Genomic DNA, 24,785 nt, shown 5'->3' on the forward strand with positions numbered 1-24,785 from the left:
AGGAAAAGAACCCACCCAGCTCTAAGGGGGGCAACGCATGATTAAGGGTTCCGACCGAGTTGTCGCGGTCCTTGAGAAAATGGGCGCCGAGCGCATCTACGGCGTCCCCGGCGAGGAAATCCTCGACATCATGGAGTCGCTGCGCAAGTCGAAGAAGATCAAGTTCGTGCCGACCCGTACCGAGTGGGGTGCGGCCCTCATGGCCGCCACCGAGGGCCGGCTCACCGGCCGCCCAGGCGTCAGCCTCGCCACCTGCGGCCCGGGCGCACTTAACTTCCCCAACGGCGCTGAGTATGCGCATCTCGGCGGATTTCCGCTGGTGATGATCGCCGGCCAGAAGCCGATCAACAGCAGCCTCCATGGGCACTTTCAGGTCAGCCCCCTCGTCTCCGTGATGGAGGGGCTCACCAAGTACGCAGTGCAGATCGGGTCGGTGCAAATGATCCGGCCAGTCTTCAGTGAGGCGTTCCGCATCGCTCAAGAGGAAAAGCAAGGCCCAGTGTCTGTTGTAATACCGGAAGACATTGCGGCCGAAGATGGTGAGGAGGATGCACTATGACTACGAAGACCCTCGATCGCGCGGTTGAAATGATCCTTGCGGCCAAGCGTCCGCTGATCATGGTGGGCGGGGCGGCAAGCCGCCTCGACCAGCACCCGAACGCCCAAATCCGCGACTTAGTGCAACGCACGCGCATTCCCTTCTTCACCACGCAAATGGGCAAGGGCGTCGTGGCGGAGGACTCCGACCTCTATATGGGCACGGCGGCGCTATCCGAAGGCGACCATGTCCACGAGGCCGTCGACAAGGCCGACTGGATCATCGCGGTCGGCCACGACACGTGCGAAAAGCCTCCGTTCATCATGTCTGAGGGCGGCCCGAAGGTCATTCACATCGCACATCAGCCTGCGACCTTCACACAGGCCTATTGGCCGCAGCTCGAGGTCATCGGCGAGATCGGCGCTTCAGTCGCGGCGCTGGCGGATCGCCTCGAGGGCAAGCTGCTCAATGCCGGCGCGCTACTGCCGCTGCGCGAGGAGATCCTCGCCCTGATTGGCGAGGGTGCCGATGATAAAAGTTGGCCGGTCACCCTGGATCACGTGGTGCACGTTGTAGGCAAGGTCATGCCGGAAGGCAGCATTGTTACGCTCGACAATGGCCTTTACAAGATCCCGTTCGCCCGGAAGTATCGGACCAATCACCCCAATACGCTGCTGCTCGACAACACGCTCGCGACCATGGGCGCCGGCGTGCCCTCAGCGATCGTGGCGGCGATGCTGAATCCCGGGCACCGCGTGATGGCGGTCTGCGGCGACGGCGGCTTTCAGATGACCGGCCAGGAACTGATGACGGCCGTCGAACAAAAGCTCAACCTCGTCGTCCTGATCTTGGACAACGGCGGCTGGGGCATGATCGAAGCGAAGCAAACCGCCAAAGGTTTCCCGAATTACGGTGTCAACTTCCTCAATCCGGATTTCGTGAAACTGGCCGAAGCCTGTGGCGCCAAGGGCACGCGGGTCGAAACGCTGGACGATCCGGTGCCGGCGCTGAAAGCCGCTCTCAAAGGCGGCGGGGTGCATGTGGTCGCAGTGCCGGTCGATGATTCAAAGTACAAGCGACTGCTCGGCGGACTTCGCTCGCCCAAGGCGAAACCGCCGAGCGCCTGAGCAGGCCCGAAATGAACCGCCTCGGGGAGTGCCGGGGCGGTCCACAGCAAGGATCGGCTTTTCAGAGGGGGCGGGCGGCAGGCCCTGCCGCCCGAGAGAGCCAAACAAATGGACCAAACACATGGCCATCACTTTCCAAACCCCGTCCAACATCCGTTTCGGGGAAGGCGCGTCCAGCAAGATCGGCGAGCTCCTCAAGGGCTACAAGGCCGCCCATGTGCTGCTCGTCACCGACGAGAAGGTGCGGGCGGCCGGGCTGACGCGCAATGCGGAAGCGGCGATTGCCGAAGCCGGCATCGCGCGCACCGTGTTCGACGGCGTGGTCGTCGACGCGCCATCGCATGTTATCGAAGCGGCAGCAGAAATCTGCCGCGAGCGCGGCGTCGACGCTGTCGTGGCGATCGGCGGCGGCAGCGCGCTGGATACGGCAAAGCTCGTCGCCTATCTCGCCAAAACCCCGGACAAGCTTGATGATATCTATGGTGTCGACCTTGCCACCGGCGATCGGCTGCCGCTGCTGCTGGTTCCGACCACGGCGGGCACCGGATCGGAAGTGACGCCGATCTCCATCGTTAAGACGCCGAACAACGAGAAGAAGGCGGTGATCTCGCCGCTCCTCATCCCGGACTGGGTGATCCTCGATCCCCAACTGACGCTCGGCCTGCCGCCGCACCTCACCGCTCAGACGGGCATCGACGCCATGGCGCACGCGATCGAGGCCTATACCGGCAAGATCAAGAAGAACCCGACCTCCGACCAGTTCGCGCTGAAGGCGCTGGCGCTGTTGTCGGCCAATCTCAGGAAAGTCTACACGGACGGGCTCGGACCTCGAAGCGCGCTCGGAAATGCTGCTCGGCTCCATGCTGGCCGGCATGGCGTTTGCCAACTCGCCGGTTGCCGCGGTGCACGCGCTCGCCTATCCGATCGGCGAGATCTTCGATGTCGGGTACGGCCTCTCCATTGCGCTGGTCCTGCCCTACGTGTTGGAATTCAACCGGCCGGCGGCCGAAGCGCTCTATGCCGAGCTCTCCGACGTTATCCAGCCCGGCTATCGCCGGCAGTCCGATGCGGCGGACGCGGCGGCCTTCATCGCCGAGATCGAGGCGATCTGCCGAGACTGCGGGGTGCCCGGCTCGCTTTCGGCGGTTGGAATCGGCGAAGGCGATCTTTCCAAGCTGGCGAAGGGTGCGATGAAGCACGCGGAGCGCCTACTGGTCAACAATCCGCGCGAGCTCGACGACGATCAGGCCCGGGCGATCTATGCCAAAGCACTTGCGGGAGCGAGCAGGCCATGACCGAGCTCGGACGACCAACCGGAATCTCCACATTCAACTTACGACATCGTCGTGACCTTTGTCGGCTTCGCAACACCCATTCCACTTCGCCCGATCCCGTATTTTCCGCCCACGTAGCTGAAACAGCAGCAAATAATTGTTCGTCAGCTCAATCGGCCTGATTGGCACGAATCTTGAAATCTATTGAGAGGCGGCGGGAGGGACCGGCGCCATCCACATTGCGGTTTAACCGCATTGGTTCGAACACGTGAAGGAAACAAAATATGCCAGAACGGCATCAGATTGCATTCTATGGAAAGGGCGGAATTGACAAATCCGCTACCAAGATTGTCTCCGGCGCCGAAGCCGTCGCGATGATCCGCTCGGGCGATACAGTCGCCTTTTCCGGCTTCGTCGGAATCGGTACGCCGGAGGCGGTGATCTGCGCCCTTGAGAAGCGTTTCCTCGAAACGGGCGAGCCGAGCAATCTCACCCTCGTCTTTGCCGCCGCCCCGGGCGACGGCAAAGACAAGGGCCTCAACCGACTGGCGCATGACGGGCTGGTGAAACGCCTCATCGGCGGGCATTTCAAGCCGGTGCCAAAGCTGGCGAAACTGGCAGCCAGCGGCAAGTGCGAGATCTACAATCTGCCGCTCGGGGTCATTTCCCATCTCTACCGCGAGATCGCTGGGCGCAAGCCCTGGCTGATCTCGAAAGTCGGGCTTGGAACCTTCGTGGACCCGCGCAACAGCGGTGGCAAGATGAATTCCAACACGACGGAAGACCTCGTGGAGATGGTGGAAACCCACGGCGAGGAGCGGCTCCTTTACAATGCGTTCCCCATCGATGTCGTCATCTTGCGCGGCACGACGGCCGATCCATCCGGCAACGTCACGATGGAGAAGGAGGCCGCGACGCTCGACAACCTGTCGCTCGCCATGGCCGCCAAGGCGGGTGGGGGTATCGTCATCCTGCAGGTCGAGGGCATCGCCCCCGCCGGCTCGCTGCACTCGCGTGACATCGCAATCCCCGGCCACTTAGTCGACCGCGTCGTTGTGGCCCAGCCGGAAGATCACATGCAGACCTATGCGACCCATTACAGCGGTGCCTTCTCCGGCGAATTCCGTGCGCCGCCGGACAGCGCCGCCTCCATGAAACTGGACGAACGCAAGATCATCGCGCGGCGCTGCGCTTTCGAACTGCGGATGGGCGGTGTCGTCAATCTCGGCATCGGGATGCCGGAAGGGATTGCTGCGGTAGCGGCGGAAGAGGGGATCATCGACAAGATCACGCTCACTACCGAATCCGGTACCATCGGCGGCACCCCACAGACCGGGATGGATTTCGGCGCGGCCAAAAACCTCGAGTCGATCATCGACCAGAACCAGATGTTCGATCTCATCGACGGCGGCGGGCTGAGCTTCGCCTGTCTCAGCTTCGCGCAGGTCGATGCTCAATGCAATGTCAATGCCAGCCGGTTCGGTGGCATCCTCGCCGGCGCCGGCGGCTTCATCAACATCTCGCAAAACACCCGCCACGTCGCCTTCTGCGGCAAGTTCACGGACGGGGGCCTGCGCATCGAGATCCGGGACGGCAAGCTTGCCATCCTGCAGGAAGGCCGGCAGGCGAAATTCATCAAAGAGGTCGAGCAGATCACTTTCTCGGGCGAAATTGCCCGCGAGACGCACCAGTCTGTGCTCTACGTAACCGAGCGCTGCGTCTTCTCGCTAATCCCCGAGGGGCTGGAACTAATCGAAGTCGCGCCGGGGATCGATATCGAGCGCGACATCCTCGCCCATATGGAGTTCCGGCCGATCATCCGCCAGCCGCGCGAAATGGCGGCTGTGATCTTCGCCGACGGTCCGATGAATCTCGACCAGCTGCTGCTCGAACGCCTGCTTTCAGAGGGCATAGAGTTCGATGCAGAGCGCAGCACGAGGCCGCCAGCTATGGGCTAGACGCCCGCAACCTTGTAACCCCATCGTTTGAGGAGAAGCCCACCATGCCTACATCGCAGACCCCGGATATCCAAACGTTGACCAACCAGATCAACGAGATGCTCGCCAAGTTCAACATGCCGGGCGTCGATCCGGCAGCACTTGTTAGGGAGCAGGCCAGGAATATCGAGGCCGTCGCGCAGGCCACGCAGGTTGCCAACAAAGGCGCCTACGGCGTCGTCGAAAAGCAGCTGGAATTGTTCCGCGCGGCTTCCTCACAGCTCCTGATGATGTTTGAGGATGCGGCCCTTGCCCCCAAGGAGCGCGGCGAACTGGCGAAACAGGCTTACGAGGTGGCGCTGATCGGCTCGCGCGAGATCACCAGCATGGCGGTCAAGGCCAGCGAGAACGCTTTCGCCATCACCCGCAAGCGGATGACCGAGATTTTCGAGCAGTTCCGCAAGGCCGCGACAATCGGAAAGGATACGTGAGGCCGGACCTGCCGAACGGAAAGCATAATTCGTGCGTGACAATCCTCCACCCGTCGAGGTGATGGGGAGCTGCGAATAACCTCCTAGGAGGGACAACGACAATGAACGGAAACAAGCAGGCGGCGGGCGTCTATTCAGTTCCGAAGCAATGGGCCGAGCGCGCGTTCATCGATGCGCAGCGCTACGAGGCGATGTACGCGGCCTCGATCGCCAACCCGGAAGAGTTCTGGGGCGAACACGGCAAGCGCATCCACTGGATCAAGCCTTACAGCACCGTCAAGAACACTTCGTTCGAATCGGGCAAGGTCTCGATCAGGTGGTTCGAGGACGGCACCACCAACGTCTCCTACAATTGCATCGACCGGCATCTGACCGAGCGGGGCGACAAGTTCGCCATCATCTCGGTGGGGGACGACCCGAAGGATGACGCCCGCATTACCTATCGCGAACTGTACGCCCATGTCATGAAATGGGCGAATGTTTTGCGGTCGCAGGGCATCGGGAAGGGCGACAAGGTCACCGTATACCTGCCGATGATCCCCGAGCTCACCTATGCGATGCTCGCCTGCACGCGCATCGGCGCGATCCATTCGACGCTCTCCACCAATTGCCCGCCCAAAGTCCTGGCAAGCTGCATCGCCGATGCGGCGAGCACCGTCGTGGTCACCGCCGACTCGGGCACGCGCGGTGGGCGCAAGTTGGAGCTGAAGGTCAAATTGGACGCTGCGCTGGACAAGCTTCCCGAGGTGGTGACAAGCGTCATCGTGGTCAAGCACACCGGCGCGCCGGTCAGCATGCTGAAAGGTCGCGACCACTATTATGACGAACTCGCCGAGACCGTCCCCGATCAATGCCCGCCAGAGGAGATGAAGGCGGAAGACCCGCTGTTCGTCCTCTATACGTCAGGTTCCACCGGCAAACCGAAGGGGGTGGTGCATACCACAGGCGGCTATCTCGTCTATACCGCCATGACGCACCAATATGTCTTCGACTACCGCGACGGCGACATCCACTGGTGCACTGCCGAAATTAGTTGGATCACCGGCCACAGCTACACTGTCTACGGGCCGCTCGCCAACGGTGCGACGACCCTCATCTTCGAGGGCACCCCAACCTACCCGAGCATGTCGCGATACTGGGACATCATCGACAAGCACAAGGTCAGCCTGTTCTACACCGCCCCCACGGCGATCCGCTCCTTGATGGGATCGGGCGAGGATGCGGTGAAATCGAATTCGCTCGCCTCGCTCCGCCTCCTCGGTTCAGTCGGCGAGCCGATCGACCCGAAAACCTGGGACTGGTATCACCGCGTCGTCGGCGGCGGGCGCTGCCCGATCGTCGACACCTGGTTTCAGACCGAGACCGGCGGCATCCTGATGACGCCGCTTCCCGGCGCCACCGAGCTGAAGCCAGGCTCCGTCGGCACCCCCTTCTTCGGCGTCAGGCCTGAGCTGGTCGATGCGGCGGGCAACGTGCTCGATGGCGTTGCAAACGGAAACCTGGTTATCGCTGACAGCTGGCCGGGCCAGATGCGCACGCTTTACCGCGACCACGAGCGCTTCGAGCAGGAATATTTCTCCATCTATCCAGACAAATATTTTACCGGCGACGGCGCCCGGCGCGATGCAGGCGGCCATTACTCGATCACGGGCCGCATCGACGACGTCATCAACGTCTCCGGCCACCGCATCGGCACGGCGGAAGTCGAATCCGCCCTGGTCGCCCACGCTAGCGTTTCGGAAGCCGCGGTGGTCGGCTATCCGCACGAGATCAAGGGGCAGGGCATCTACGCTTACGTAACCCTTATCGACGGCGAGGCTGCCTCTGACGAGCTGCGCAAGGAACTCGTTTCCTGGGTGCGCAAGGAGATAGGCCCGATCTTCACGATCGACAAGGTCCAGTTCGCGCAGGGCCTGCCGAAAACAACCTCGGGGAAAATCATTCGCCGCATCCTGCGCAAGATCGCTGAGGACAAATGCACCGAGTTCGGTGACACCTCGACGCTCTCTAACCCCGCCGTGGTCGATCACCTGATAGACAACCGGCTGAACCGGAAGGCTGCCTGACGACACGACAAGATGAAGACGTGGGTTCCGGCGCGTTACCGCACCGGAGCCGACGGGACGATCAAGGGAAGGACAATTTGTGGCCAGACGTACGAGGGAGGGAACGATGAGATTGATCATCCTTGGACCGCCGGGGGCGGGCAAGGGAACACAGGCAGCGCGCCTCGCCGAGCGGCTGGGCGTGCCACAACTGTCGACGGGAGATATGCTGCGCGCCGCGGTCACCAAGGGCTCGCCGGTTGGCCTTGCTGCGCGCGACCTCATAGCGCGGGGCGAATTGGTTGGCGACGACATCGTCGTCAATTGCGTCCTGGAACGCATCGCCGAGCCGGGCGCTGCGTCCGGCTTCATCCTCGACGGCTTTCCCCGCACGCTGGGACAGGCGCGGGCCCTCGACGAAGCGCTCGAAAAGGCACACCTCGGTCTGGATGCGGTGCTCGAACTGAAGGTCGACGAATCCGTGCTGCTAGACCGCATCATCTATCGGGCGCGCGAGGCCAAGGCCGCAGGCCTGCCGGTGCGCGCCGACGACAATCCGGAAGCGCTGAAAGTCAGGCTCGAGTCCTACCGGACGCAGACGCAGCCGCTCGCGGATCACTACCGCACCGCCGGGCTCCTACGCACCGTTAATGGGCTGAGGCCCGTCGATGAGGTTACGTCCAGCCTTTTTGCGGAATTGCGGCTCCAACCGAGAACGGCCGACCCGGGCTCTCTTGGGTGACTTTCGATGAGCGACGCAAATCGTCTTTAAAAACCTACGGCTGGCGTTTTAGCCTCCCTGCATTTCTTGTCAGAAGCCCGAGCCAAGTAAAGTTGTCTGTCATTTATAACACCCACCAGGAAACCCAGCAGGCGACATTGAACTGGTAACTGGGTTATCTGTCCGATACCCGGAAACTGAAATGCACCGGGGCGGCACGACGGACAGCGTGGCGCCGGGCCAGGGCTCTGGCCCACCCGGGATGCCCGGCCGACGGCATGAGAGGCGTTGTCGCGCCCGCGGCGCCATCTAACCGCACGCCGAGCCAGCAGGAAGTTGCTTAGATGGCCCAGGATGAGGCGATCCGGCAGGGAGTTGATCTGCGCGCTCATAGCTCCCAACGTTCTCTTTCTCCGTGGGGAGTGTCGAATTGGTTTCTCTTTCCCTGTGGCCACAACGCCTCAGTAGTAAGATTGACAGAGCGGCACCCGCCAAGCCGCCCGCTTTCCTCAGTCCGCAATGAATAGCTAACCCGCTGTTTAGGAGTTTAAATTCGAGGTGTGCACCTATGCGGGCGTCTTTCGATTTCATCCTTAGCAATGTCGGGAGTAAGCGATGCAGATAGTCTAACTACCATGGCGAGTACCGCCTCTCATCAGACGTAGAACACGGACGAGACGCCTCCGACTGCATCGGTGGGCGCACTCATGCGACACCTGAACGGGAAGCGGAGCCGATGCTCAGAAGACTCGTTGCAGCATGCCGGATTGTTTCTCTTTGCGTCGCCGTGGCGTTTGCCGCCAAAAGCGGCGTCGGCAACCTCGATCGCGGGGACACCAGACTTCTAATTTCGGAATGCAAGTTGCATGCATTACTGCGCACCCAATGCGCCTACGTGTTGGCTACAGCATTTCATGAGACTGGAGGCCTTATGATGCCGGTGCGAGAGACTTTCGCGACATCTGACGATCAGGCGATTGCCTGTCTTGACAGTGCATGGGCAAAGGGCAAACTGCCTTGGGTCACCTCCCCATATTGGCGTCAAGGCTGGTTTGGAAGAGGATACTCCCAACTCACGCACGAGAACAACTACCGCACGGTCAGCATCAAGCTCGGCATCGATCTCGTGTCCTTTCCAGCAAAAGCACTGATACCAGAAATTGCGGCGAAGGTGCTTGTCATGGGCTTGAAGGAAGGCTGGTTTACCGTAAGCGCGATTTTCCATGCACATTGACGTAGGCGGTATCTCTGAACCAGCCGCTTTCGCGAAGCGATATCCGGGTCTGTCAGGCAGCGGAGGCTTTGGAGAAGTTGAACGGCAGCAGGTCGCCGATGTCGGCGGCTTCTTCGCGCTGAGGCAACTCAGCAAGCACGTGGCGTAGCCAGGTGAGTGGGTCGACGCCACAGGCGCGGCAGGTCAGCATCAGACTGTAGATCACGGCGCTGGCCCTGGCTCCGTCAGCGGTATCGCTGAACAGCCACGATTTTCTTCCGGTCGCAAAAACTCTGATGTCGCGTTCCAGAATGTTGTTATCGATCGGCATCCTGCCGTCGCTGATGTAGCGCGTCAGGTAATCCCATTGGTTCAGGGTGTAGGACACGGCATCGCCTAGCTTGGTATCCGGCACGACCTTCGGCGCGATATTGTCGAGCCACGTCTTTAGGGCGATGAGGACAGGCAAGCTGTGCTGTTGCCGGAAACGACGAATGCAATCGGCCTGCGTTTCACCGGCGTCGGGCGTTTGGTCTCTTGCCTGCTTTTCGATACGGTAGAGCTGCTCGAAGAACCGGAGCGCCTGTTCCGGCGGTCCGCCTCCATTCTTCCGGGTTTTGAGAGCCTCGACGAAGCGCCGCCGGGAATGGGCCATGCATCCGACATGGGTTGCGCCATGCAATGTGCGCCATGCGGTGTATCCATCGGTCACCAATATGCCGCTATAGTTACCGAGAAAGGTCTGCGGGTGGACCTGGCCGCGGCCCTGTTGATAGTCGAGAAGCACGATTGGCTCCTCACTATCGTCGCTGCTGCGATACGCCCACATGTAAGATGTGCTGGTGGCTTCCTTGTCTTTTTCCTTCAAGACCTGAACTGTTGTCTCGTCACCATGAATGAGAGGCTGCGACTGAAGCCGCAATCTCAGCGCATCGTAGATGCGATGCAAATGCCTCTCGCTCGAACCGATCACCCAGTGCGCGAGAGCACCTCGGCTGATCGGTACGCCGGCCCGTTCGAACGTTTGCGCCACGCGGTAGAGCGGCGTGCCGTCGACATATTTGTGGACGAGTGCGAAGGCCAGCGTGGAGGCGGTGGCGATGCTGCCCGGCAATGGTTGCGGCGGCATCGGTGCGATCACGACAGGTGTGTTGATGCCGGTGCGGTCGCAATGGCGGCAGGCGTATTTGAACCGCACATTCTGCAGAACCTTAGCCTTGACCTCGATATTAAGCTGCTCGGTAATGGCCTCGCCCATGCGATGCATTTGACTGTCGCAGCAAGGGCAAACTTTCTGATCGTCGGGAAGGTCGTATTCGACACGCTCGCGGGGCAGGTCTTCTGGCAGAGGTCTGCGGCCCCGCTTTTTACCCGCGGCACTTTCGACTGCAGGCAGGCCTGTATCCGGGAGATCGGCGACGTCGTCGCCATGATCAGGATCATCCTCGTCTGCGGCCTCTTCGGCTTCGTTGAAGAGGCGATCGACGTGCTTTTCGCTGCGGGGTGCAAACCGATGCAGCCTTGCGAGTGCCAGTTCCTCTTCCAGCTTGACGACCTGCCGTGACAGCGCTTCCTTCTCGGCTTTGAGCGCAGCGATTTCAGCAGCAACTGCGCCATCAGCTCTGCAACGCTCGGTTCGCCGGTTCGGGTCATCCCAGTTTTGAATCTGAACCGCGTCGCCGCGTCAACAGATCAACACGCCACCTCAGCCAGCGATCTGATATTGCCGAACCGGATGGCGGATCATCGCATCGATATCAATGCCGTCGAGTATCCAGTGGAGCTGCTCGCTCGAGAGCGTTACCACCGCAGTCTCTCGGCGGGGCCAACGGAACCTGTCCTCCGTCAATTTCTTCAGGACCATGACAAAGCCCGACCGGTCAAAGAACAGCAGCTTCACCCTATCCCGACGGCGGTTGCAGAAGGCAAACACCGCCGGAGCAAACGGGTCCAGCGCCATCGTCTCCTGGACCAGGACCGCAAGGCTATTGATGCCTGCCCGAAAGTCGATCGGTTCGCGATGCAGGTAGACCTTGAGATCAGCGCCCAGTCTGAACATGACCCAACGCTCCGATTATCGCCGTCAATCCGCTGAGATCATTGCACTCCAGCGTCAGTCTCACACCATTGGGCAGGGACGCGCTCACCTTTGCTGGAGAGGAAAGCGGGCCGTTCCTGTCCATTCTCGGCAATCGCTCTTCGCGATCCGCGGCAGGCATCTCAATGTCGAACTCCCTGCTCGGGGCGGCGACCTGAACGGGGATAAACGCAGATGTCGAAGACGGCGATAATGGATGGGCTTGGGTGTGCTTCCTGATCCATTTCCAAACGAGGTTCGCATTGACCCCGTGTTCTCGCGCTAGTTTCGATACCGATGCGCCGGGCTCAAGGCAGGCAGCAACAAGGCGATCCTTCGACCCTTGATCGAAGCGGCGTCTTCCATTCAGACCGACCAGCCGTACCGCGAGTTTTTGACCTTCATCCATAACTTGGTGTCCACCTCTTTTAAGTGGACACCACATGCCAAAGCTCACTCAAATACAGAAGGTGCGGAGAAATTCGCGCTTACGGTTTACCGGCAAGAAACTCTCTGATTACATTAACCTTGGCACAACCAACTTCATCGGCGCTCGCCATGTTATCAATGGAACGGATCATGCGGGTAAGATCGCGAAATATGCCGTCGCGTACGACGCGACACTTGAGCAAGGCGGCTATAGTGTGATGTAAACTACAGCAAAGGTCGCCGCTCCATAGCAGGAACTAACTACGGAAAGGAAATCGCTGGTCCCATTCCAGCGTAGTCGGGGCCAGGGCAATGACCTCGTTGATATGATCAGCTTCAGGCGGCAATGATGAAGAACAAAGAATGACCAGTATTTAGACCCGTGCTCCCAAGCCCGCGCGAATGTCTCAACGCAGCCTTGATAGAGCAGCCGTCGAAACCGCGGCTTACCGAAGTGGTTCACAATTTCGTATGCGGCGGTTGGGAGCATTAATCGACAGGACCAAAACCGTTCAGGTGTTCCATAAGTACCTAAGTGTTGTAGCCGCAAAGTTGAAGTGTCCTGTTTCTGCAAAGTTGGAATGTCACTCTCCCCGGGTTTTGATGACGTGGGAGATTGCGGATGGGACTGATAGCGATGAGCGCGCGCGACCTGCAACGGATCGAGCGCCGGCCGGGCGACGATGGTGTCGGCGGCGCATGCGCAGCAGAGATGCACAGGCGCTGCCAATGACGGTCAAATAGAAGTGATCTGGCCACGATCCATGCGATAAACCATATCGAGGCCCTTACCGGCGTGCCGAAGATCGGCGCCGGAAAGGAGGATGGAAAGACCAAGCGGCCGCAGGGATGCGACGACCTCGGAAATGCGCTTGGAAAGCGCGGGGGCGACGCCTTCGAATGGCTCGTCTAGCATTAACAGCTGGGTGCCAGTCATGCGTGCGCGACCGATGGCCACGAGTTTCTGCTGGCCGCCTGAAAGCTGGAGGGCGCGGCGATGGCGGAAGTCCGCTGCCTCCGGAATGAGCGCATAGACATCGTCGAGCCGCTTCTGCGCATCTGTGACGCCAGCTGCCCATGCCGGAATAAGCAGGTTTTCCTCAACAGTCAGTTCGGGAATAAGGCGCCTGTCTTCCGGCGCGAAGCCCATCTGGTGGTGCACGCGCAGATGCGGCGCCTCACGAGAAATGTCCTTCTTCTCATAATGTATCGAACCTGCCCGGAGTGGCAAGAGCCCCATTATCGCACGCATCAACGTGGTCTTACCGGCACCATTGCGTCCGACGATTCCGACCATCGAGTGGGCTTCGACCTTCATGGAAACGTCACGCAGAATAGGAACCCCGCCGATGGAGACGTTGATTGACTTCACCTCAAGCATGGTTGTCCTCCTTGGGAACGCGATGTTCTTCACCAATGATGAGTTCGCGCACTTGTCGGTCGCTGAGGACCGTTTCAGGAGGTCCATCAATCAGTACCCGGCCTTCGAAGAAAGCGAGCACGCGGTCGGAGTAGCGGCGAACGATCTCCATGTCGTGCTCGACGAAGAGCACGCTGACGCCTGCGACACGGGTCGCGTCAATAATGCGGTCCATGACCGAGAACTTTTCTTCGCTGGCGACGCCGCTCGTCGGCTCGTCCAGGAAAAGAACCTTCGGCTTGCCAACCATGGCAATTGCAATGTCGAGAAGCTTGCGGATGCCTTCGGGCATCGTGCCGGCAATCGAGTTGCGGAACGCTCCAAGTCCGAACACCTCGAGCGTCTCGTCAGCATGGATCGCGAGCTCATCGTCGGAAAGAATCGAAAAGCCCTTGGCGCCAACGCTACCCGTTGCGCTGTAAGCAAACATCAGGTTCTCAATCGCTGTCAGCGAGTTGAACAATTGCGGAATCTGAAAGGACCGGGCAACGCCGCGCCGAGTGATCTGACGAGGTGAAAGCCCTACGATTTCCTGTCCCTCGAGCAGGATCGAACCGGAGTCCGGGCCCAGATAGCCCGTAATCATATTGATGAACGTCGTCTTGCCGGCGCCGTTTGTGCCGATCAGACCCGAAATCGTTCCAGACATGATGTCGACATTCACGTCGTTTGCGGCAGTTACCGCGCCGAACCGCTTGACGAGGCTCTTTGCTTCAATAATCGGCTTCATGCTTTTTCTCCTGCCTCGACGGTTGCCTTGCGCTTACCAAAACGGACCCCACCAAGGCCTGTCGGCAGAAACAGGATCATCGAGAGGATTATGACTCCAAGTACCAGTTGCCAAGTGTTGGGCGCATGCTGGTAGGCGAACGTCCTGACAAATTCGAGTGCGAGCGCGGCGATGAAGGGCGTGAAGATGTTCCCGGTACCGGCAAGGACCGCGATCACCACGAATTCGCCCGAGGTTGCCCAGAAGGCCATTTCCGGATCCACATGCGCGACGAGAATGCCGCTCATGGAGCCACCTACGGCGGCTAGAATTGCCGCAAGGATGTAGGAGAGATAGATCGTCTTGCTTGCAGACGCGCCGAGATACTCGACGCGAATCTCGTTATCCTTGATGCCAGGCAGCAGGCGACCGAGCGCCGTCTTGCCGAAGCACCAGACAGTTATCACCGCTGTGAAACAGATCAGGACGAGGATAACCAGGCCGTTGAAACGCGCAGTACCGCTCAGCGGCAGGCCGAACAAGGTCACGCCTCGGATGTTGAAGCCGTCCGTGCCGCCAAGTTCCACCGACTTCACCAGAAGACCGTAGAGAAGCATGGACAGGGCGAGCGTCAGCATCGCGAAGAAGATGTCGCGGTAACGCGACAGAAGGAGACCGGCGACTGCAGCAGTCGCCGCGGCGATGATGACCGGGGCGATGAGCAAGAGAACCGCTTCGTTGATTTTCCAGAGATTGACCATCAGGCCGACGCAATAGCCGCCGATCGCGTAGTAAAGTCCTTGGCCGAACGAGACCAGCCCGGCGCGCATCATCAGCACAAGGCCGAGTACCGCGAGCCCCTTGGCAAGGCCGATCGAGATGACGAAGTTCCAGGTGGGTAGCGCCCAGGCTGCGACGATAAGGATAAGTGCCGCGCCGACGGCGACCGGCACAAAGGTTTGGGCTTTGTTCATCATATCTTGCGCAACTCCACACCGGAAAACAGCCCCTGCGGACGCATGGCGAGAACGATAGCCATCACTGCATAGATGCTGAACACTTCGACTTCGGGCCAGTAGTGGACCGCAAGTGAGCGGACGAAGCCGACGATCAGGGCACCGACAATGGTGCCAGGAATCGATCCAAGCCCCCCGATCACCACCGCGGCGAACATCATGACGACCACTTCGACGCCCATGCCCGGCGCCACGGAGATGGTCGGCGCTGTGAAGGCGCCGCCGAGTGCGGCGAGGATCGAGCCGGCCACAAAGGCCGACACTTTCCAACGGCTGACATTGATGCCCATCGCCTGCGATACTTCCGGATCATGAATGACGGCGCGCAGCATCTTCCCCTTGGCAGTGAATTGCAGAAACCACGTGAGGAAACCACCACTGACGATCGCCACGACGACGATAATGAGGTTGTAGGTCGGATACACAAGGGGGCCGAGATAGACGTTGCCGAAAGTCCACACCGGGTCGGAGGCTATCCATGGATCGACACCCCAGATGAGCTTCACCACGTCTTCCAGAATGAGGAAGAGCGCGTAGGTTACCAGCAGCAGCACGATGGGATCGCGCCCCGTGAAGAAGCGCAGGACGCCCCGTTCGACGACGAGGCCGACAATCGTACCGGCGATCAGCGCCGCGACAATCATGACCGGAATGCTTCCAGCGGGCGGCAGGCCCTGGGCGAACCACCAACCCAGCAAAGTCACCGACATGTAGGCGCCGATGGCATAGAACGTGCCATGGGCCATGTTTAGGATCTTCATCACGCCGTAGATCAGCGTCAGGCCGACTGCGATGATGAAGAGCCATGCGGAATACAGAATGCCGTCAATAATAGCGCCTAGAAACGCGTTCATGTCACACACCATTTCGAAACAAGGGGCGGGATTCATCTTTCGGTGCCAGCGTGGCGCGCGACGGGTGAAAACCGCTTAAAAGGGATTGCGACGCCAAACGCGCCGGGAAACCCCCGCGTGCGATGCCGCGGTGAATAGATCACTTGAGCTTATTCTTGATCCACTCATGGCTGGTCATGCCTTCCGGTGGGTTCACCCTTTCCGGGGCGTAACGGATCACATCGACGAAGGTGAGCTTGCCATCGACGGTTTTGGTGCGGCCATAGACCATTTCCTGCACAGCCTGGTTGCCCTTGCCCAAAGACATCTTCACTTCGCCCGAGGGACCCTGGAAGGTGGCGCCCTTGAGAGCAGCGGCGATCTCCTCGGTAGTCGGCGTCTTGGCGGTGTCGCCGCCCTGTGCCTTCTCATAAGCGAACTTCGCCGCAAAAAGCGTCTGCACCATGTGGTAGGACGGATAGCTGGGTGGCGTGGCGGACTTGGCGTTGTAAGCGGCCTTGAACCAGTCGTTATAAGCGTTCTCCGGTGCAAAGATACCGTTTGGACCGCGGGCGCCGATGATGGTGCCATCTGGGATTTGTTTGGCCTGGCGATGGATCGCCGTTTCGCCTGCCGTCAGAACGACAGTGGCGTTTTTGAATAGGTCGCGCGGCGCTCCCTGAAGCACGAGACCTTCAAGGTCGCCACCCCAGAAGCTCGAATGAATGATATCGGGTTTGCTGCCGAGAATTGCGGAAATTTCGGTATTGTACTGACCGGCACCGAGCTTCGGCATCTGCGAGGTCGTCAGCGTCACTTCGGGGCGAAGGCTCTTCAGTGTGCCCTCGAAGTCGTTCCAGGCGTCCTGACCCCAGGCGTAGTTCTGGTTGATGCCGGCGTAGGTGTTGAATTTCTTGACTGTCTCGTTGACGTAGAGTGCGGCACCGGCGTTGTCCATCGTCGCGGTTGCAACGGGGCGGAATACATATTCGTAGTCAGCTTCCTCGAAGATGCGCGGCGTGCCGCAATCGAAGAGAAGTGTCATGGTCTTCAGTTCTTCGGCAACAGGCGCGACCGCAAGACAATCGCCCGAGGACGTGTAGCCTACGATCATGTCTACGCCCTGCTGTTCGACGAGGTTGCGTAGTTCGGAAACCTGCTTGGTGGTGCCACCGGCCTCGTCGATGACGACGAGTTCGATCGGACGGCCGCCGAAGCCGACCTTGTCATACGGCGCCGGGAGCTTGCCACCGGCATTGACCTGCTCGGCGAAGACTTCGGCGGCAATCTTTGCGGGTATGCCGAAGGGACCGGCCGGTGCGCCGGACAGGAACGTCACGACACCAATCGTGAAGGGCTTTGACTCCTGAGCCAAGAGGCCAGCGGGGGCGGACAGAAAGATCGCTGCAATGGTCAGAGACCACGACTTTTTCATAGATTTCCTCCTCTACGGCAATTGCCGGATCTGATGCAAAGACACATGCCCTTGCGGTGTAGGCCGAAGCGTCCTCTCACGCTGCGGTGGCGCAACATAGTTCAATATATTGAACGTAGTTCAATACTGTGTATAGTAAAAACTGCAACCAGCGTCAAGATGCTGGAACAACTGTCCAGCCAACAAGCGAGTACAAGCCGCGGCGCAAACTGTTCCGAAAGGGAAAAAGAACCGTAAGGCGCACGAAGAATCACTGAATATGAGGACGGCTTCTCGTGAATTCCCCAAGAGCTCGGTTCTGGCAAAGCTTTCATCAACAAGTCGACGTGGAGAAGATTTTCGTTAGCCTGCTTATGCAGCTATTCTCGACTGAAGCGGGAAACCGCGACATCGATCACCCGACGGTCACACGTCGATATCGCATCGGATTGATTGTGAGCCCAGATGAAAGATTTTTGCAGCCCTTCGGTTCGAGGCTGGGACTGCGTTGGGGTCAAGGAACAGACGCGCTGCCCAAACGGAGCCAACCCCACCAGGTCTCCCTCGGTCGGCAATGAATTTCCGCCCTCGCCAAATGCTACGCTATCCTTCGTCACGGAAGAGTGATGAGCTGTTATGCCCCAATTGCTCAGAAAGAATGGCGGCTGATCTGCGCATCGTCTCTCCGAGTGACTCGATAAGCACCGGAGTTGTTTCGCTTTCCAGAAGGCTGATGGCAATGCCGGCAACCGCGCATCTCGTATGATCTCGCACAGCGGTGCCGATGCAAATCATCCCTTCGCGAACCTGACCGTTATCGATCGAAAAACCGCGCGTACGGATGTCAGCCAGCTCCTGCCTTAGCAAGCCAAGATTTTTGACGCTTCTGGAGGTGATGGGCGGAGGAAAGTTTGCGCTGAACAGCGCCTCGAGTTTATCTTCCGGCATTTCGGAAAGCAGCATTTTGCCGGTCGCGGTAAAGGTGGCAGGAAGACGCATTCCAATCCGGAAAGTATGCCCCAGGGGCTGGTCGGAATTTCGGCAATCAATATAGACGACCTCGTCACGGTCAAGAGTTGTCAATGTGACGGTGTAAGGCGACAATGTGGTATCGGAAGCGAAATAATTTCGGAAAATCGAGACGATGTCCATCTCGGACAGAAAGCCGTGCGCCCAGCGCATAGGATGCGGGCCGAGGCGGTACGTGCCGTCCTGTTTGCGAACGAGCAGGCCGAGCTCTACCATGACACCAAGTAGCCCGTGCGCCGTACTCTTCGGCAACGACATCGCCCGTGTGATGTCGGCGGCCGACATTGCGCCGCCAGAATTGGTGACAAGATCGAGGATCGAAACCGCGCGCCTGAGAGCCGGAACAGAATCGACGGATTTGCCGATCGCAGTGTCTTCCACTGCGGCGCGTCTTGTACTTGACACTTCCAATACCTCCTGTCAGGCTAGTTCAATATAACGATAGTGGTTCAATTAAATGAATTGTATGCTTGGAGGAGATCATGGTCAATCTAAAAAAAACGGAACTCCTGCGCGATCGATGCCTGATAGATGGCAAATGGGTTGCCGGCTCTCAGAACAACATCGCCGTCAAGAACCCAGCGACGGGGGAGATTGTCGGCACCGTTCCTTCACTGGAGGCGGGAGATGTTGAGCAGGCGGTCGTAGCGGCCGAAGTTGCCTTCCGTTCGTGGAGCGCGCTTGCAGCGAAGGAAAGAGCGGCCGTCCTGCTCCGCTGGTTCTATCTGATAATAGAAAACGCGGACGATCTGGCCGCGCTGATGACGGCTGAACAGGGCAAGCCGCTGTCCGAAGCCAGGGGGGAAATGCTTTACGCCGCCTCCTTTATCGAATGGTTTGCCGAGGAGGCAAAGAGGGTCTATGGGGACATCATACCCGCACCAACCACCGACAAGCGCATCCTGGTTTTCAAGCAGCCGATCGGTGTCTGCGCCGCAATCACGCCGTGGAACTTCCCGGCAGCAATGATCACACGCAAGGCGGCGCCTGCGCTGGCTGCCGGTTGCACCATGGTGGTTAAGCCGGCCGAGCAGACACCCCTCACGGCGCTGGCTCTCGGCGTACTAGCCGAACAGGCGGGTATTCCCGCCGGCGTTTTCCAGATTGTGACAGGAAAATCACGCGAGATCGGCAAGGTGCTGACGGAAAGCGACATAGTCAAAAAACTGTCTTTCACCGGGTCGACCGAGGTGGGGCGAATTCTCATGGCGCAGTCTGCGCCGACGATAAAGAAACTGTCCATGGAGCTCGGCGGCAACGCACCCTTCATCGTTTTCGACGACGCCGACCTCGATGCCGCCGTCGACGGTGCCGTCGCGTCGAAATACCGTAATGCTGGTCAGACCTGTGTCTGCACAAACCGTATCTACGTGCAGTCGGGTGTTTACGATGTCTTCGCTGAAAAGCTTGCGGCGAAGGTTTCTGCGCTGAAAGTCGGTGAAGGCACGCAGGTGGATGTAACAATTGGACCGCTGATTGATGCTGAGGCCATCGCCAAGATCGAGGACCATATTAGCGATGCGATCGGGAAGGGCGCGAAAGTGGTCGTAGGTGGCAAGCGACACAGCCTCGGCGGGAGATTCTTCGAACCGACTGTCCTGACAGGAGCGACACAAGCGATGAAGATCGCCCGCGAGGAGACCTTCGGGCCAGTCGCGCCTCTCTTCCGCTTTGAGACAGAGGAAGAGGCGCTCGCTATGGCCAACGACACGGAATTCGGATTGGCTGCCTATTTTTATACTGAAAACATCCGCCGGACATGGCGAGTGGCCGAAGCGCTGGAATACGGCATGGTGGGTCATAACACCGGTCAGATCTCGAACGAGGTGGCGCCATTTGGCGGCGTCAAGCAGTCCGGCCTCGGACGGGAAGGCTCCCGTTACGGAATCGATGACTATCTGGAAATCAAATATCTGTGCTCGGCCATCGCGTAAACGGCTGACAATGAGGGAGGAGTTAATGACGATCAATCCATTCGAATTTCGAACTGTCCCATCCATGGAGATGGCTTGGGGCGGAGCTAAACGAATAGGTCAAATCATCGCTGCGCGTTTCGCTGCGCGCAAGGTGCTTTTGGTCACCGACGCGGGCCTGGTGAAGGCTGGGATGATTGCACCCATTGCCGCCAGTCTGGAGGCGGCTGGTTTCAGTGTGGCGATTTTCGACAAGGTTGTGGCCGATCCACCGGAAAGCGTTTTGTATGGTTGTGTCGAGGAGGCGCGGCAAGTCGCAGCCGATATTGTCATTGGTCTCGGTGGTGGCTCGTCCTTGGACATAGCCAAGCTAGCGGCGGTGCTGCTATCATCAGAACAATCACTCGCCGATATGTATGGTGTCGGCAAAGTTCAGGGCGCGCGCTTCCCACTCGTTCTCGTTCCGACGACGGCAGGCACAGGTTCCGAAGTTACCAATATTTCCATCATCACCACAGGCGAGACGACCAAGATGGGGGTCGTGTCGCCGGAGCTATACGCGGATTTCGTGCTGCTGGATGCAGAACTTACCGTCGGTTTGCCGCAGGTTCACACCGCCGCAACTGGTATCGATGCGATGGTGCACGCCATTGAAGCCTATACCAGCAAGCACAAGAAAAACCCGCTTTCGGATGCGTTGGCACGCGAAGCCCTGCGGCTGCTCGGCCGCAATCTTATTGCTGCCTGCAAGGAGCCTTCCAATCGGGATGCTCGTGAAGGCATGCTTCTCGGTGCAACTCTTGCGGGCCAGGCCTTCTCCAACTCCCCGGTGGCTGCCGTCCACGCATTGGCCTATCCGTTGGGTGGACATTATCACATTCCGCATGGTCTTTCGAACGCTCTGATGCTCGGTCCAGTCCTTCGCTACAATGCGCAGGCAGCTGCCCCGCTTTACGCCGAGCTTGCCGATGTGCTTGGCGTCACGGGAAGCGGCGACGCCACGGCCCGTTCGGAGTACTTTGTTGCCCATATGCAGGTGCTGATGGATGAAAGCGGCGCGCCGCGACGGCTTCGCGATGTCGGTGTAACCGACAACAGTCTCGCCATGCTCGCCGCAGACGCGATGAAACAAACCCGCCTTCTCGTCAACAATCCGGTCGAAGTCCGGGAAGAAGACGCGCTTGCCCTTTATCGGGAAGCCTTCTGAAGCTTTCCGCAGAAATTCACCGTTCAAATCACCGCGGGAGGATCCAACGTGACGGATATCAGACTTTACATGCTTCAGTCCGGCACCCTGAAATGCAAGGTGCACAACATCAAAATGAATCAGGGAAATGGCGCTGATTACGAAATCCCGGTTCCCTTTTACCTCATCACCCATCCCGACGGTCACACGATCATCGACGGTGGCAACGCCATTGAAGTGGCAACGGACCCCCGCGGCCATTGGGGCGGTATTTGCGACGTGTACTGGCCCGTTCTTGACAAGGACAAAGGCTGCGTCGATCAGGTCAAAGCTCTCGGCTTCGATCCGGCCGAGGTTAGATATGTCGTGCAGTCCCACCTGCATCTCGACCATACCGGCGCGATCGGCCGCTTTCCGAATGCCACGCATATCGTGCAGAGGGCCGAATATGAATATGCCTTCACGCCCGACTGGTTTGCCGGTGGCGGCTATATCCGCAAAGATTTCGATCGCCCGGGTCTGAAATGGCAGTTTTTGAACGGCACTCAAGACGATTTTTATGATGTTTATGGCGACGGAACGCTGACGACGATCTTCAGTCCTGGCCATGCGATGGGCCATCAATCCTTTCTCGTCCGCCTTCCCAGCAGCGAACCGCTGCTTCTGACGATCGATGCCGCCTACACACTCGACCATTGGGAAGAAAAGGCGCTGCCGGGCTTCCTCGCATCGACGGTGGATACTGTTCGCTCTGTACAGAAGCTGCGCACAATCGCGGAAAGGACGGGGGCAAACGTCGTCACCGGTCACGACCCAGCTGCGTGGTCGACCTTCAAGAAGGCACCAGAGTATTACTCTTGAGAAGTCGCCGCGGTCTGGCGGCGACATGATCCCACAGGGGCGAATAAGCCCCTTAGAAGCTGAGAAGTTTTGACCTGGATCAATGTGAAATCCAGTGACTAGGATACGGCTTTGGAAGGCTGAGGCCACCGCTTTGTTTCGTTGGTAATCCGACCAAGGAGAAGTAAATGCGTCTGAAAATACTCATCACTATTGCCATGATGGCCGGCCCTGCATTGGCGTACGAGCCATTGGTTGAAAAGCGGGAATTTACCCTGAAAAACTTCGTAACACGTGGAGGCAGGACGGTTCCCGAAATGCGGCTGGGGTATGAAACTTATGGCACGCTGAACGACGCCAAGGATAATGCCATCCTGATTCCGCATTATTTCAGCGGAAACAGTCACGCGGCGGGAAAATATAAGGAGGCGGATGTAAGCGCTGGCTATTGGGATGCGATCATAGGGTCCGGCAAGCCCGTTGATACGGATAAATACTTTGTTGTGTCGGTCGACACACCCGTCAATCTCGGTGCCAACGATCCGAATGTCATCACCACCGGCCCGGCGACGACCAATCCCAAAACAGGAAAGCCTTGGGGTATGGATTTCCCGATCATGACAATCGGCGATTTCGTTGATACGCAGAAAGGGCTGATGGAGCAACTGGGGATTGGGAAATGGCATGCTGTCATGGGCGCCTCCATGGGAGGGCTGCAAAGCTATGAATGGGCAGCACGCTATCCCGACAAGTTGGAGCGGGTGATTCCGGTCATTTCCTCTGGTTGGGCAGACGCGAACCTTATCGCGTGGCTGGACGTATGGGCGTCGCCGATCAAACTGGATCCAAACTGGAACGGTGGAGATTATTACACAGGCCAGGCGCCGAATGCAGGGCTGGCTCAAGCGATGAAGACTTTAACGTTGCAGGCAAATTCGGCAGAATGGACCGACGGTACATTTGGGCGTGACTGGGCCAGCGAAGGTGCGGATCCCGGGCAGAGTTGGGCGAATGATTATAAGGTTGTCACGAAGCTGAACGAGGCGGGCGCAGCACGAGTAGCCCAGTCAGATGCGAACCATTTCCTTTATCTCGCGCGCGCCAATCAGCTGTTCGTCGCTGGACAGCCCAAAGACAGCCTCTACAAAGGGCTTCTGAATATCGATGTGCCCGTGATGCTGATCTATACCGATGAAGACCTCATCTTTCCTGGAGATGCCGTGCGCGGGACAGGAACGATTATTAAATCAGACGGTACGCCGGTCGAATTCGTGGAACTGGAAGGTACGCGAGGACATATGGATGGCTTGTTGAGCATTGCTCAGGCGGGAGAGCGAATTCGAGCATTCCTTGAGGCCAAATAGGAGCGGGCTGGCCCTCCCTTTGCTTAAGGCGAGGCAGCAGACGCTGCCGTGCTCGAGGCGGTGTTCGGCCACACCCACCGTCCTCGGACTCCCTAAGAATATAGCGGCCTCCGGCAAGTCCAAGATAGCCGAGCCGGTCCGCTATGCTTTTACTCGCCGCGAGGCGTCGTCGAGAACGATGAGCGGCGCGTTTCCTGCAAGCCCGGCGCCGAGTTTCATGATCTCGTTGGCCCTGGGACATCAGGACCTTGCCGGCTGACTGATAAATTCGCTAGCGTCGCTGTTGCGAGTGATCAAAACGTGGTTATGAAATCCGGCACTGTTTTTGACCCGCCACGGGTATTTTCTCGAAATGTACCCGTGTCTCCCTGTACGTACGCGTTTTGCAAACATTGCGGCGTTCAAGGCGCTTCCTTGGATCGAGCGTGCCTCTAACCAGCAAATTGCGCATGAACAAAAGTGCCGAGATGAACCAGAAAAAAATCTATACCATTGCGGAAGCTGCACGTATTGCGGGATCTACTACATCGACGCTTCGGCTTTGGGAGAAGGAGGGTCTCGTTGTACCGGATCGCTCAAAAAAGGGCCACCGGCGGTACGACGCTGACCACATTACGCAGTTAAAGCGAATCGCATCGCGCAGAGCAGGCGGACGACTCACCATCGCGGGGATCCGCGAAGATCTCGGGAACACTTCACCAGAAGCGGGCACGCCTCGGGACGCGAGTGATGCCACTCCGGAAATGAAGAAGCTGGACCAGTTCGAAGACGAAAACGCCCGGTTGAAACGGATGGTCCTAAGCGAGATGTCGGCGATCCGCGAAATCGTCGAAGTCGAGGCGTCTTCGCCAGAAGCGGACACGCCTTGGGACGTGAGTGATGCCAGTTCGGAAATGAAGAAGCTGAGGCAGTTCGAAGACGAAAACGCCCTGTTGAAACGAACATTCGCAGATCTGGCGCTGGTCCGCGAGATGTTGCAGGAGGTCATGCGGCGAAAGCTCTAAGGCCTGCTCGAAAGCGGGAGGTGGTGAAGGACATGTGTCGGAAAGACGGTCTAGCAGGCTGCTGAAAAACGCTCTGGCTTTTGGGTTGAACCGATGATTCCCTGGGGTCGCAACAACGACGAGTTGCTCAACGAAAGCCTGTTTTTCGGCCTCGATCATGCCCGAAGCGCGCCATTGCTGAATGGACGGACGATTACAATCCTGT

At 58.9% G+C, this 24,785-nt stretch carries 18 protein-coding genes and 6 pseudogenes; 15 read left to right on the top strand and 9 right to left on the bottom strand.

Translation table 11 applies throughout. From position 1 onward, the window contains the following. The first annotated feature begins 37 nt into the window (after positions 1-37). The 7 genes and pseudogenes from RL_RS27965 (at position 38) to RL_RS37010 (ending at position 9,367) form a co-directional block, all read left to right on the top strand. Positions 38-1,665 (top strand): annotated as a pseudogene (locus RL_RS27965) (acetolactate synthase large subunit). Positions 1,666-1,786: 121 nt separating this feature from the next. Continuing rightward, positions 1,787-2,960: pseudogene (locus RL_RS27970) on the top strand (iron-containing alcohol dehydrogenase). Positions 2,961-3,223: 263 nt separating this feature from the next. Continuing rightward, positions 3,224-4,897 carry an acyl CoA:acetate/3-ketoacid CoA transferase gene (locus RL_RS27975; protein WP_011654165.1) on the top strand — a complete coding sequence of 558 codons (1,674 nt, stop codon included), beginning with the start codon at positions 3,224-3,226 and terminating at the stop codon, positions 4,895-4,897. A 44-nt stretch (positions 4,898-4,941) separates the two neighbouring features. Next, a complete protein-coding gene (locus RL_RS27980) occupies positions 4,942-5,367 on the top strand; it encodes a hypothetical protein (RefSeq protein WP_011654166.1) in 426 nt (141 codons plus the stop codon). 101 nt (positions 5,368-5,468) lie between these two features. Then, positions 5,469-7,433 carry an acetate--CoA ligase gene (gene acs, locus RL_RS27985; protein WP_011654167.1) on the top strand — a complete coding sequence of 655 codons (1,965 nt, stop codon included), beginning with the start codon at positions 5,469-5,471 and terminating at the stop codon, positions 7,431-7,433. Positions 7,434-7,539: 106 nt separating this feature from the next. After that, on the top strand, positions 7,540-8,154 hold the full coding sequence (locus tag RL_RS27990; RefSeq protein ID WP_011654168.1) for an adenylate kinase: 615 nt from the start codon (positions 7,540-7,542) through the stop codon (positions 8,152-8,154). 715 nt (positions 8,155-8,869) lie between these two features. After that, on the top strand, positions 8,870-9,367 hold the full coding sequence (locus RL_RS37010; RefSeq protein ID WP_011654169.1) for a hypothetical protein: 498 nt from the start codon (positions 8,870-8,872) through the stop codon (positions 9,365-9,367). Between the two features lie 52 nt (positions 9,368-9,419). Here the strand turns inward: RL_RS37010 and RL_RS28000 are convergent. The 3 genes and pseudogenes from RL_RS28000 to RL_RS38345 all read right to left on the bottom strand — a co-directional run bounded on the left by RL_RS28000 (position 9,420) and on the right by RL_RS38345 (position 11,868). Then, positions 9,420-10,999: pseudogene (locus RL_RS28000) on the bottom strand (IS66 family transposase). Positions 11,000-11,051: 52 nt separating this feature from the next. Beyond that, entirely contained in the window at positions 11,052-11,405 is a 354-nt protein-coding gene (tnpB, locus tag RL_RS28005) for an IS66 family insertion sequence element accessory protein TnpB (RefSeq protein WP_011654171.1), read from the bottom strand. Next, positions 11,386-11,868 carry an IS66-like element accessory protein TnpA gene (locus RL_RS38345; RefSeq protein WP_011654172.1) on the bottom strand — a complete coding sequence of 161 codons (483 nt, stop codon included), beginning with the start codon at positions 11,866-11,868 and terminating at the stop codon, positions 11,386-11,388. Before RL_RS38345 ends, tnpB begins: the two co-directional genes overlap by 20 nt. Here RL_RS38345 and RL_RS39425 point away from each other — a divergent pair. Beyond that, entirely contained in the window at positions 11,867-12,076 is a 210-nt protein-coding gene (locus tag RL_RS39425) for a hypothetical protein (protein ID WP_028744160.1), read from the top strand. The two genes, RL_RS38345 and RL_RS39425, sit on opposite strands and share 2 nt — an antisense overlap. Positions 12,077-12,588: 512 nt before the next feature. Here the strand turns inward: RL_RS39425 and RL_RS28015 are convergent. From RL_RS28015 to RL_RS28040, 6 genes are all read right to left on the bottom strand, one after another. After that, on the bottom strand, positions 12,589-13,233 hold the full coding sequence (locus RL_RS28015; RefSeq protein ID WP_028744161.1) for an ATP-binding cassette domain-containing protein: 645 nt from the start codon (positions 13,231-13,233) through the stop codon (positions 12,589-12,591). Continuing rightward, on the bottom strand, positions 13,226-14,002 hold the full coding sequence (locus RL_RS28020) for an ABC transporter ATP-binding protein (protein ID WP_011654175.1): 777 nt from the start codon (positions 14,000-14,002) through the stop codon (positions 13,226-13,228). Before RL_RS28020 ends, RL_RS28015 begins: the two co-directional genes overlap by 8 nt. Continuing rightward, positions 13,999-14,958, bottom strand: coding sequence for a branched-chain amino acid ABC transporter permease (locus tag RL_RS28025; RefSeq protein WP_011654176.1), 960 nt, complete (start codon positions 14,956-14,958; stop codon positions 13,999-14,001). The genes RL_RS28020 and RL_RS28025 overlap by 4 nt, the downstream gene beginning before the upstream one ends. Beyond that, positions 14,955-15,851, bottom strand: a complete 897-nt coding sequence (locus tag RL_RS28030) for a branched-chain amino acid ABC transporter permease (protein WP_028744162.1) — start codon at positions 15,849-15,851, stop codon at positions 14,955-14,957. Before RL_RS28030 ends, RL_RS28025 begins: the two co-directional genes overlap by 4 nt. 139 nt (positions 15,852-15,990) lie before the next feature. Then, positions 15,991-17,265, bottom strand: coding sequence for an ABC transporter substrate-binding protein (locus RL_RS28035; RefSeq protein ID WP_011654178.1), 1,275 nt, complete (start codon positions 17,263-17,265; stop codon positions 15,991-15,993). A gap of 582 nt (positions 17,266-17,847) precedes the next feature. After that, positions 17,848-18,678 (bottom strand): IclR family transcriptional regulator, encoded by an 831-nt coding sequence (locus tag RL_RS28040; protein ID WP_122330914.1) that lies wholly within the window; start codon positions 18,676-18,678, stop codon positions 17,848-17,850. Between the two features lie 77 nt (positions 18,679-18,755). Between RL_RS28040 and RL_RS28045 the strand changes: the two genes are divergently transcribed. The 7 genes and pseudogenes from RL_RS28045 to RL_RS39935 form a co-directional block, all read left to right on the top strand. After that, a complete protein-coding gene (locus RL_RS28045; protein WP_011654181.1) occupies positions 18,756-20,207 on the top strand; it encodes an NAD-dependent succinate-semialdehyde dehydrogenase in 1,452 nt (483 codons plus the stop codon). A 25-nt stretch (positions 20,208-20,232) separates the two neighbouring features. Then, positions 20,233-21,393 carry an iron-containing alcohol dehydrogenase gene (locus RL_RS28050; protein ID WP_028744164.1) on the top strand — a complete coding sequence of 387 codons (1,161 nt, stop codon included), beginning with the start codon at positions 20,233-20,235 and terminating at the stop codon, positions 21,391-21,393. A gap of 48 nt (positions 21,394-21,441) precedes the next feature. Then, positions 21,442-22,233, top strand: a complete 792-nt coding sequence (attM, locus tag RL_RS28055) for an AttM family quorum-quenching N-acyl homoserine lactonase (protein WP_011654183.1) — start codon at positions 21,442-21,444, stop codon at positions 22,231-22,233. Positions 22,234-22,400: 167 nt separating this feature from the next. After that, a complete protein-coding gene (locus tag RL_RS28060) occupies positions 22,401-23,576 on the top strand; it encodes an E22 family MetX-like putative esterase (RefSeq protein ID WP_011654184.1) in 1,176 nt (391 codons plus the stop codon). 467 nt (positions 23,577-24,043) lie between these two features. Beyond that, positions 24,044-24,244 (top strand): annotated as a pseudogene (locus RL_RS40810) (MerR family transcriptional regulator); the annotation flags it as partial. Positions 24,245-24,466: 222 nt separating this feature from the next. Then, positions 24,467-24,618: pseudogene (locus tag RL_RS40815) on the top strand (IS3 family transposase); the annotation flags it as partial. Between the two features lie 31 nt (positions 24,619-24,649). After that, positions 24,650-24,780 (top strand): annotated as a pseudogene (locus tag RL_RS39935) (integrase core domain-containing protein); the annotation flags it as partial. Positions 24,781-24,785 lie beyond the last annotated feature (5 nt).

The organism is Rhizobium johnstonii 3841 (assembly GCF_000009265.1).
GTDB classification, from domain to species: Bacteria; Pseudomonadota; Alphaproteobacteria; order Rhizobiales; family Rhizobiaceae; genus Rhizobium; species Rhizobium acaciae.

Bases quoted from the DNA above. Each gene is read 5' to 3' on its own strand.
- acs (WP_011654167.1), top strand. From the start codon at position 5,469: ATGAACGGAAACAAGCAGGCGGCGGGCGTCTATTCAGTTCCGAAGCAA.
- tnpB (WP_011654171.1), bottom strand. From the start codon at position 11,405: ATGTTCAGACTGGGCGCTGATCTCAAGGTCTACCTGCATCGCGAACCG.
- RL_RS28030 (WP_028744162.1), bottom strand. From the start codon at position 15,851: ATGAACGCGTTTCTAGGCGCTATTATTGACGGCATTCTGTATTCCGCA.
- RL_RS28015 (WP_028744161.1), bottom strand. From the start codon at position 13,233: ATGCTTGAGGTGAAGTCAATCAACGTCTCCATCGGCGGGGTTCCTATT.
- RL_RS37010 (WP_011654169.1), top strand. From the start codon at position 8,870: ATGCTCAGAAGACTCGTTGCAGCATGCCGGATTGTTTCTCTTTGCGTC.
- RL_RS28025 (WP_011654176.1), bottom strand. From the start codon at position 14,958: ATGATGAACAAAGCCCAAACCTTTGTGCCGGTCGCCGTCGGCGCGGCA.
- RL_RS38345 (WP_011654172.1), bottom strand. From the start codon at position 11,868: ATGTGGTGTCCACTTAAAAGAGGTGGACACCAAGTTATGGATGAAGGT.
- RL_RS27975 (WP_011654165.1), top strand. From the start codon at position 3,224: ATGCCAGAACGGCATCAGATTGCATTCTATGGAAAGGGCGGAATTGAC.
- RL_RS28050 (WP_028744164.1), top strand. From the start codon at position 20,233: ATGACGATCAATCCATTCGAATTTCGAACTGTCCCATCCATGGAGATG.
- RL_RS27980 (WP_011654166.1), top strand. From the start codon at position 4,942: ATGCCTACATCGCAGACCCCGGATATCCAAACGTTGACCAACCAGATC.
- RL_RS39425 (WP_028744160.1), top strand. From the start codon at position 11,867: ATGCCAAAGCTCACTCAAATACAGAAGGTGCGGAGAAATTCGCGCTTA.
- RL_RS28035 (WP_011654178.1), bottom strand. From the start codon at position 17,265: ATGAAAAAGTCGTGGTCTCTGACCATTGCAGCGATCTTTCTGTCCGCC.
- RL_RS27990 (WP_011654168.1), top strand. From the start codon at position 7,540: ATGAGATTGATCATCCTTGGACCGCCGGGGGCGGGCAAGGGAACACAG.
- RL_RS28045 (WP_011654181.1), top strand. From the start codon at position 18,756: ATGGTCAATCTAAAAAAAACGGAACTCCTGCGCGATCGATGCCTGATA.
- RL_RS28020 (WP_011654175.1), bottom strand. From the start codon at position 14,002: ATGAAGCCGATTATTGAAGCAAAGAGCCTCGTCAAGCGGTTCGGCGCG.
- RL_RS28060 (WP_011654184.1), top strand. From the start codon at position 22,401: ATGCGTCTGAAAATACTCATCACTATTGCCATGATGGCCGGCCCTGCA.